This window comes from Micromonospora sp. NPDC005197 (genome assembly GCF_040608295.1).
Lineage (GTDB): Bacteria > Actinomycetota > Actinomycetes > Mycobacteriales > Micromonosporaceae > Micromonospora.
The window spans coordinates 24,634-32,535 of record NZ_JBEXHY010000061.1 but is presented as its reverse complement, the minus strand read 5'-3'; the positions used below and the strand labels follow the sequence as shown (position 1 = coordinate 32,535).

11 protein-coding genes are annotated in these 7,902 nt (G+C 72.1%); 6 read left to right on the top strand and 5 right to left on the bottom strand.

All coding sequences use genetic code 11. The features are described from left to right. The 3 genes from ABZU46_RS19915 to ABZU46_RS19905 all read right to left on the bottom strand — a co-directional run. A partial coding sequence (locus ABZU46_RS19915; protein ID WP_354859854.1) for a GNAT family N-acetyltransferase occupies window positions 1-474 on the bottom strand: 474 nt, incomplete at its 3' end. 63 nt (window positions 475-537) lie between these two features. Next, on the bottom strand, window positions 538-1,392 hold the full coding sequence (locus ABZU46_RS19910) for a polysaccharide deacetylase family protein (RefSeq protein WP_354859851.1): 855 nt from the start codon (window positions 1,390-1,392) through the stop codon (window positions 538-540). Window positions 1,393-1,581: 189 nt separating this feature from the next. Then, window positions 1,582-2,301 (bottom strand): response regulator transcription factor, encoded by a 720-nt coding sequence (locus ABZU46_RS19905; RefSeq protein WP_179781168.1) that lies wholly within the window; start codon window positions 2,299-2,301, stop codon window positions 1,582-1,584. A 241-nt stretch (window positions 2,302-2,542) separates the two neighbouring features. On the opposite strand from ABZU46_RS19905, the gene ABZU46_RS19900 reads away from it, so the two are divergent. The 5 genes from ABZU46_RS19900 (at window position 2,543) to ABZU46_RS19880 (ending at window position 6,071) form a co-directional block, all read left to right on the top strand. Further along, window positions 2,543-3,598: a hypothetical protein gene (locus ABZU46_RS19900; protein ID WP_354859849.1), complete on the top strand. Its 1,056-nt coding sequence runs from the start codon at window positions 2,543-2,545 to the stop codon at window positions 3,596-3,598. Window positions 3,599-3,703: 105 nt separating this feature from the next. Further along, window positions 3,704-4,492 carry a DUF2993 domain-containing protein gene (locus tag ABZU46_RS19895; RefSeq protein WP_354859846.1) on the top strand — a complete coding sequence of 263 codons (789 nt, stop codon included), beginning with the start codon at window positions 3,704-3,706 and terminating at the stop codon, window positions 4,490-4,492. A 116-nt stretch (window positions 4,493-4,608) separates the two neighbouring features. Beyond that, a complete protein-coding gene (locus ABZU46_RS19890; RefSeq protein ID WP_310503780.1) occupies window positions 4,609-4,686 on the top strand; it encodes an Ms5788A family Cys-rich leader peptide in 78 nt (25 codons plus the stop codon). Between the two features lie 209 nt (window positions 4,687-4,895). Continuing rightward, on the top strand, window positions 4,896-5,744 hold the full coding sequence (locus ABZU46_RS19885; RefSeq protein ID WP_354859843.1) for a sulfurtransferase: 849 nt from the start codon (window positions 4,896-4,898) through the stop codon (window positions 5,742-5,744). A 6-nt stretch (window positions 5,745-5,750) separates the two neighbouring features. Continuing rightward, window positions 5,751-6,071: a DUF1416 domain-containing protein gene (locus ABZU46_RS19880; protein ID WP_354859840.1), complete on the top strand. Its 321-nt coding sequence runs from the start codon at window positions 5,751-5,753 to the stop codon at window positions 6,069-6,071. A 67-nt stretch (window positions 6,072-6,138) separates the two neighbouring features. Here ABZU46_RS19880 and ABZU46_RS19875 read toward each other — a convergent pair whose 3' ends face one another. Both ABZU46_RS19875 and ABZU46_RS19870 read right to left on the bottom strand, forming a co-directional pair. After that, window positions 6,139-6,594, bottom strand: coding sequence for a hypothetical protein (locus tag ABZU46_RS19875; protein WP_354859838.1), 456 nt, complete (start codon window positions 6,592-6,594; stop codon window positions 6,139-6,141). 267 nt (window positions 6,595-6,861) lie between these two features. Beyond that, complete coding sequence (locus ABZU46_RS19870) at window positions 6,862-7,008, bottom strand: hypothetical protein (protein WP_354859836.1); 147 nt, start codon at window positions 7,006-7,008, stop codon at window positions 6,862-6,864. A 278-nt stretch (window positions 7,009-7,286) separates the two neighbouring features. On the opposite strand from ABZU46_RS19870, the gene ABZU46_RS19865 reads away from it, so the two are divergent. Next, window positions 7,287-7,763: a winged helix-turn-helix domain-containing protein gene (locus ABZU46_RS19865; RefSeq protein ID WP_354859862.1), complete on the top strand. Its 477-nt coding sequence runs from the start codon at window positions 7,287-7,289 to the stop codon at window positions 7,761-7,763. The last annotated feature ends 139 nt before the right edge of the window (window positions 7,764-7,902 follow it).

Sequence of the window (7,902 nt, the reverse complement as noted above, 5' to 3'; positions counted from 1 at the left end):
GTCGGGCAGGCGCGGCTCGCCCAGCGGGGCGGCCAACGGCCGGCGTAGTTGCCAGAGCACGCGCGCCCGGGTGAACCCGAGGTCCACGGCGAGCGCCGCCGCCGACGGGTGGTCGCCGTGCGCCCACGCCCGCAGCGGCCCGGTGGCCGAGGCGAGCACGCCCCGGGCCAGCGCCCGGCCGGTGCCCCGCCGCCGGTACGCGGGGTGCACCACCAGCTCCACCCCGATCCCGCCCACCGGGTCGGTGGTGTCCAGGTGGGCGTACCCGGTGAGGGTGCCGTCGTCGGCGCGGGCCAGCAGGTGCACGGCCGGCGCCTCCGGATCGCGCAGGCGGAGCAGGACGTGCTCGTTGAGCGGGTCCGCGCCGTCGGTGTCGCCCGCCGTACGCGCCAGGGCCAGCACGCCGGCGATCTCCGTCGGGGCCAGTCGGTCGGTCCGGGTCACCTGGTCGCTGGTCGGCTCCGCGCTGCTCATTGGGTCACCGTAGCCGCTGCGTCTCGGGCGTCCCGGACTGTCGCCCGAGTAGGGGGTCGTAGCTCACGTCGGGTCGGTGGGCAGTGCCTCCAGCTCGTATCGCGCGCTGAGTTGGGGCAGGATCCGGCGCAGCGCGTCGACCGTGCCCTGCCGGTCGCCGCCGGCATCGTGCATGAGGACCACCGCACCGGGTTCCGCCTGCGCGAGCACGGTCGCGGCGATCTTGCTGGCACCGGGCGCCTGCCAGTCCGACGGGTCCACCGACCAGTGCAGCGGAGTCATGCCGAGCTGCTGCGACACCGACACCACGGGGTACGTCCAGGCGCCGCCGGGTTGGCGGTACCAGACGATCGGGGCGTCCGGGACCGCCGACCGGATCGCCTCGTTGGTGCGTACCAGGTCGGCGCGGATCTGGTCGGCGGATTTGTTGCCGAGGGAGACGTCGTGGTGCCAGGAGTGGTTGCACAGGGTGTGGCCGTCGGCGACGATCGCCTGGATGAGGTCGGGATGATCCTGGGCGTTCTCGCCCACCACGCAGAACGTGGCCTTGACGTCGTACTCGCGCAGGATCGCGAGGACCTGCGGGGTGTAGCGCGGGTCCGGCCCGTCGTCGAAGGTCAGCGCGAGTCGGGCGTTGCCGGTCTCGGTGTGGGCGCCGAACAGCTTGTCGCCGCTGGCGCTCTGCCCCGAGCCGTCCTGGCCGGCCTCGGACGGGCCGGCGCTCTGGCCCGCGGTCGGGATACCGGTCGGGGCGCCGGTCGGGGCGCCGGTCGGGGGCTCTTCGGGAGTCTGGTCGGCGTAGTGCGGCCCGTCGCCCTCGGTGGTGACGCCGGTGGCGTGCCGCTGGGTCTGGTCGGGGACGAGACTGCGGCCCAGCACGTACGCCGAGCCGAGCAGGGCGGCCACCACCGCCGTCACGATCACTGCCGCGCGCGCGGTCGAGCTGACCCGCGTCACGGCTTCCGCCCGGCTGGCCGGACGCGCCGGCCCCTCGCCCCCGTGCTACCTGCCCGCACCGTCGCCCCCTTTTCCGACAAACCCGGCAGTCAGAATAGGACTGGCGAGCCGCGCAAAAGGGGCATATGGGAAATCGCCCCGGGGTGGGGATCAGACGGGCAGCGGCGCGTGCTCCGCCTCGGGCAGGGAGCGCGACGGCGGTACGACGAACTTGTAACCCACCTGGCGGACCGTGCCGATCATCGACTCGTACTCCGAGCCGAGCTTGGCGCGCAGCCGCCGGACGTGCACGTCCACCGTCCGGGTGCCGCCGAAGTAGTCGTAGCCCCAGACCTCGCGCAACAGTTGATCGCGGGTGAACACCCGGCCCGGGTGCTGGGCCAGGAACTTCAGCAGCTCGAACTCCTTGTAGGTGAGGTCGAGCGGGCGACCCTTCAGCTTGGCGGCGTACGTGTCGGGGTCGATGGTCAGCTCGCCGGCCCGGATCGAGCCGCCGGCGCCGGCGGTCGCGTTGCTCAGGCGGCCGACCGCGAGCCGCAGTCGAGCCTCGACCTCGGCGGGACCGGCCGACGCGAGGATGACGTCGTCGACGCCCCAGTCCGCGTTCAGCGCGATCAGACCGGCCTCGGTCACCACCGCGACCAGCGGCACCCCGAGCCCGGTGGCGTGCAGCATCCGGCAGGTCGCTCGGGCCTCGCTCAGCTCCGACCGGGCGTCCACCAGCACCGCGTCGGGGCTGGGCCCGGCAACCAGGGTGCGGACGTCGCGCGGCGCGGTGCGAACCGAGTGTGGCAGCAGGTCGAGCGCCGGCAGCACAGCCGACGGTTCCCCTGCGCGCGCGGTCACCAGCAGCAGGATCTCCACGATCACCTCCGTCCCGGCGGCGCAACGCCGCACGCGACCAGACACACTCGTGGCGGAGTGCGCTGAGAAATAGCGTGGTCCCGGCGTCGCTGACGGGCGGGTAACGCGTTGAGCGTAACCGATCGCCTCGGCCGCGCCTCCGAGTCATTTCCCGTTTGTCTAGCTTGCCCCTGATCGCGGCGCAGGTTTTAACGTTGCGGAAACCCGTGACCGTCGCGCCGGGCAGCCGATCTGGCACGATCGGGGCGTGTTTCCCTCCACCTCGCCCGACGCCGGCCGCGAATCGTGGTCCGACGGTCCCCGCCCGGGTCCGGCCGCTCCGACCCGTGGCCATCCGCCCGCGCCGCGCACCGGACCGGCCGTCGCCGACGGCGAACGCCGTGAACGGGGTGGGCCGCGCCGGGCCCGCCGTGCCGGGGAGCCGGCCCGTCGTGCCGAGGACGAGGTCGACGAGCCGGAGGAGGAGCCCGTCGCTCCGGTGGAGGTGCACCGGCCGCTGGCCCTGACCATCGCCGGCTTCGCCGCGCTGCTCGGGGTGGGTCTGGTGCTCGGCGCGCAGACGTCCGGGCCGGGTCACCGCCTGCCGTTCGCCTTCATCGTCTTCGGCGTCCAGCTGCTGTTCGTGCTCGCCTGGACGATGGCCATGCGCCCACCCGCGCTGCTGCTGGTCGGCGGGATCAGCGCGGCGGTCGCCGCTGCCGCTGACGTCGCCGCCGTCCAGAGCGACGTCGCCGGTCTGGCGCCGCTGGGCTACCTGGCCGTCGGCGGCTTCCTCGCCGCCGTGCTCGGCCAGCTGGTCCGCCGCGTCGACCGGGTCCGGGTCACCGACTCACTCGGCGCCACACTGCTGATCGTGGTCGGGGTCGTGGCCTTCGGCACCCTGATCGTGCTCAGCCGCATCCCGGCCGGCACCCAGGCGATCACGGTCTGCCTGACCGCGAGCGGGGTCGCGCTGACCGTCGCCCGCCTCACCGACGCGGTGCTGCCGTGGCCCCGGCTGGCCCCGCAGGTGCCCCGGGGCGCGGCCGGCGTCGTCGCCGGCGCGATGGTGGGCACGCTGGGCAGCGCTCTCCTCGGCAGCTACCTGGTGGCACCCTTCACGCCGACCCGGGCCGCGGTGATCGGCCTGGTCGCGGCCGTCACCGCCGTCCTGTCCGATCTCGCCGTGGGGTACGCGGAGGCGGGTCGCCTGATGGCGGGCGAACCGCCCACCATGTGGGTCGCCCGGCACATGCAGGGTCCGCTCGGCGGATTCGCCCTGGCCGCACCGGCGGCGTACGCCATGTGCATGCTGTTCCTCTGAGCCTACGGTTGAGGCCGGTGTCGGTCGGGTACCTACGGGTGCGCCGCGCTGCGGCACCGGTTCGGACGTCCCGCCGCATCGCGGCGGGCGGAGACAGGAGGCGGCGTGGCCCAGGAGTATCCGGCTGACGAGGCCCGGCCCCGACGGCGCGGTCGCAAGCTGCTCATCGGCCTGGTCGTCCTGCTCCTGGTGGTGGCGGGTCTGCTGGTGGTCGCCGACCGGGTGGCGGTCGGCGTGGCCGAGCGGCTCATCGCCGAGCGGGTCAGCCAGGAGGTCAGCAAGCAGGGGGCGCAGTCGGCCAAGCCCGACGTCGAGGTCGCCGGGACGCCGTTCCTCACCCAGGTGCTGGACGGGCGGTACGAGCGGATCTCCATCACTCTGCGGGACGTGCAGGCGTCGGTCGAGGGCGACGCCGTACGGCTGCCGGTGCTGGACGTGGACGCCCGCAACGTGCGTGCCTCGCTCGACACGCTGCGGACCGGGCAGGGCGACGTCGTCGCCGACACGGTCAACGGCACCGGCACGATCAGCTACGAGAGCCTCGCCGCGCTGCTGAACCGACCCGGGCTCACCCTCGGCGAGCAGGGCGGCAAGCTCGCCGTCACCGCCCCGGTCGACATCCTCGGCCAGAAGTTCACCGTCGCCGGCACCGCCGACGTCACCGTCGCCGAGAACGGCGCCGTCGCCCTGCGCTTCAGCAAACTGGACGCCGCCGGCCTGCCGAACCTGCCGCTGGCCCGCACGATCCTGAACAAGTACGCCGAGGGCATCTCCGTCGACGTGCCGCTGCCCGACCTGCCGTTCCAGCTCGCGGTCCGGGAGGTCCGGCCGTTGCCCGAAGGGCTGGCGGTCACCGCCGACGCGAAGAACGTACCGATCAACTCCGCCGGCTGAGCGGCGCGTCAATCATCCGGGCCGCTGGGACACCCCATCGGCCCCGCAGCCCTGACGATCCCGGATGGTGGTCGGTCCAGTGGCAGCCCGGTCACTGCCTGGTAGGCTCCGTGCTCATGGGGACCCACCTCACCAAACGGCGCGCGGTCGACCTGTGCCGCGTGGCCACCTGCCTGTGTCGCCCTGTCATCTGACGGCGGGGCTGTTTTTGGCCGCCTGACGGCGGCCACCGGCACGCAGGGTCCTCGACCCTTTCCGGTGATCCCACCGAACGCCCGGCAGCGGCGCCGTCGCACAAACCCGTGATCCCGTCCTTCCGCTGGGTCCCGCGCGCGGTGCGACAGTTCAACCCATCGATATTCGCGCGTTGGCTCACCATCCATCCTCACCAGGGAGTGATTCGATGAGTCGCGACACCGCACTCGTCTCGGTCGAATGGGCCGAGAAGAACCTTGACGCCCCGGGCGTCGTCTTCGTCGAGGTCGACGAGGACACCTCGGCCTACGAGACCAGCCACATCGCCGGCGCCATCAAGATCGACTGGAGGACCGACCTCCAGGACCCGGTCCGCCGGGACTTCGTCAACAAGACCCAGTTCGAGGCGCTGCTGTCCGAGCGGGGCATCAGCAACGACGACACCGTGATCCTGTACGGCGGCAACAACAACTGGTTCGCGGCGTACGCCTACTGGTACTTCAAGCTCTACGGCCACCGCGACGTGAAGCTGCTCGACGGCGGGCGCAAGAAGTGGGAGCTGGACGCCCGTCCGCTGGTCACCGAGACGGCGGCCCGCCCGGCGACCCAGTACGTCGCGCAGGAGCCGGACACCTCCATCCGGGCCTTCCGCGACGAGGTCGTCGCCGCGATCGGCACCAAGAACCTGGTCGACGTGCGCAGCCCCGACGAGTTCGCCGGCCGGCTGCTCGCCCCCGCGCACCTGCCGCAGGAGCAGGCGCAGCGGGCCGGTCACATCCCGACCGCGATCAGCGTCCCGTGGTCCAAGGCGGCCAACGAGGACGGCACCTTCCGGTCCGACGACGAGCTGCGCAGGATCTACGGCGACGCGGGGCTCGACGACGGCAAGGAGACCATCGCGTACTGCCGGATCGGTGAGCGTTCCTCGCACACCTGGTTCGTGCTTCAGGAGCTGCTCGGCCACCGTAACGTGAAGAACTACGACGGTTCCTGGACCGAGTACGGCTCGCTCGTCGGCGTGCCGGTCGCGCTCGGCGATGAGCCCGGGGAGGCCTGATCCGCCATGACTGCTCCCACCGCTGCGGGTTGCGCCGCACCCGACCAGGCCGCGCCGCTGCCGACCAGCCTGGACCTGGAAAAGGAAACCGTCATCACGGGCATCGTCCGCTCGGCGGCGGACGAGGCCGTGCCGGGCGCGTACGTCCGGCTGCTCGACTCGACAGGTGAGTTCACCGCCGAGGTGGTCACCTCGGCGGCCGGCCAGTTCCGGTTCTTCGCCGCGCCCGGTTCCTGGACGCTGCGGGCGCTGTCCCGGCACGGCAACGGCGACGCCGCCGTCACCGCCGGCCGGGGCGTCAACGAGGTCACCGTCACCGTCGCCTGACCCACTGCTCTGATCGACCGGGGCCGGTCACCCTCCGGGGTGGCCGGCCCCGGTCGTCGCGAGGCGGTCAGTAGGCGCGCATCCTGCCCTGGTTGTCGGCCGGTACGGAGTCGGGCGGCACGATCTTGTAGCCCAGCTCGTCCAACGCCCGCACTGCGACATTGGGCGCGTCGCGCACCGCCGCGAGTAGTTGGAGAGGGCGCCACTCCTCGCGGCCCTCGTCCACCGCGTTCCGCCATCCATCGACGGTGTCGACGCAGAACTCTTCCACGACGGCCTGGAGGATGTCCTCGACGCAGGGTCGGAAGCGGTGCCCGCCGAGCGGAAAGTGAAACTTCGCGAGCCGTGGCACTTCGTGCCGGCGTTTGCGGGCCTTGGGGCGTCCTCGTGCCCCGTCCTGCATGGCGAAGGCGAACTCATCGCGGTGGCCATGTACGTGCAGGTGGGCGCAGGGCACACCGCTCTGGATGTCTCGAACGTACTCATAGCGAAACAGCGGTGCCTTGTCGCCCTTCGAGGTCACATGGAGCCACGAGGAATCCGTGGCCAAATGCCTGCCGCTCGAATCCATGCAGCAGTTGAACTTGACCAGCAGGTCGAGGCGGTGCCTATTGTCGATGTACAGGCGTCTCCCTCGACGATGCCAACCATGACCCGGCCGCCGTTCCTGCCAGGCATCAACAATGCCGACAGGCTCTTTTCCGTCTTCACCACCCGGTGCAGGCGAGCGGTGATGTCGTCGGCGAAAGCGCTGGCTCTGGCAATGAGATCGGGAGAGACGGAAGGGCCGTCAGTCGTCATCGCCGAGCAGGTAGTCAATGCAGCGGACCATCTCGTAGACGCTGCGCTCGTCGGCTCGAAGATCGAAGTTGCGCCCCAGGTCGTCCGCCAGAGAGCGGACCTCAGGGTTGATGGTCGGAGCACTTTTCCTCCCCACGTTGGGTCCCGATGGGTTCGGGACGAGCGCGCACCGCCGGGACGGCCGCGCAGCGGGGCGGGTGGAGTGGGTGGGTGGCACCCCCACGTCCGCTGACAGTCATGCTCTGGCTGGTTCGGACGGTGCTCAGTGAATAACGCCGGTCAGTGCCTGGTCAGTGACGTGGCGTCATTCCGGGCGTGGACGGGGCCCCGAATCGCATCGGCATACGTCACTATCGTCGGGTGGTGGTCGCGGGTGGTGCGGGCGGAGTCGGCGGGCCCGGCGCAGAGGCCCCGATCGTCGTCTGCGTCAGTGCGGACGCCTCGGTGCGCGAGCGGGTGCTGCGGCAGCTGGACGGGATCGGGCCGGTCGTGACCTGCGCCGACCTTGCCCAGCTGCGGGCGATGCTGTTCCCACCGCCGGGCGGTTCGACACCGGCCACCCCGCCGGCCCCGCCGCAGGGGCGGGTCAGCTGGGGTGAGCTGGTCGTCGACCGGGCCGGGCACCTGGTCACCTGGCGCGGCGATCCACTCCCGCTCACCCGTACCGAACGGGAGCTGCTCGCCCGGCTCGTCGGTCCGCCGCTGGTGGTGTGGAGCCACGAGCAGCTCTTCGCCGCGGTCTGGGCCGGCGCGTACCTCGGTGACACGGCGATCCTGCACTCCGCGATCAAGCGGCTCCGGCGCAAGCTGCACGGGCTGCCGGGCGGGCCGCGGGTGCACACCGTGCGCGGGGTCGGCTACCGGCTCGATCCGCCGCCCCGGCCGGCCTGACCCTCGGCCGTCACCCCGGCTGCCGACCGCTGCCTCCGGTACGGCGGACCGCCCGTGACACCATGGCCGGGTGAGCGGTGCTGTCCAGACGGGTTGGGCCCCGTCGAGCGATCCCGCCGCGCCGGCACCTGCCCGGCGT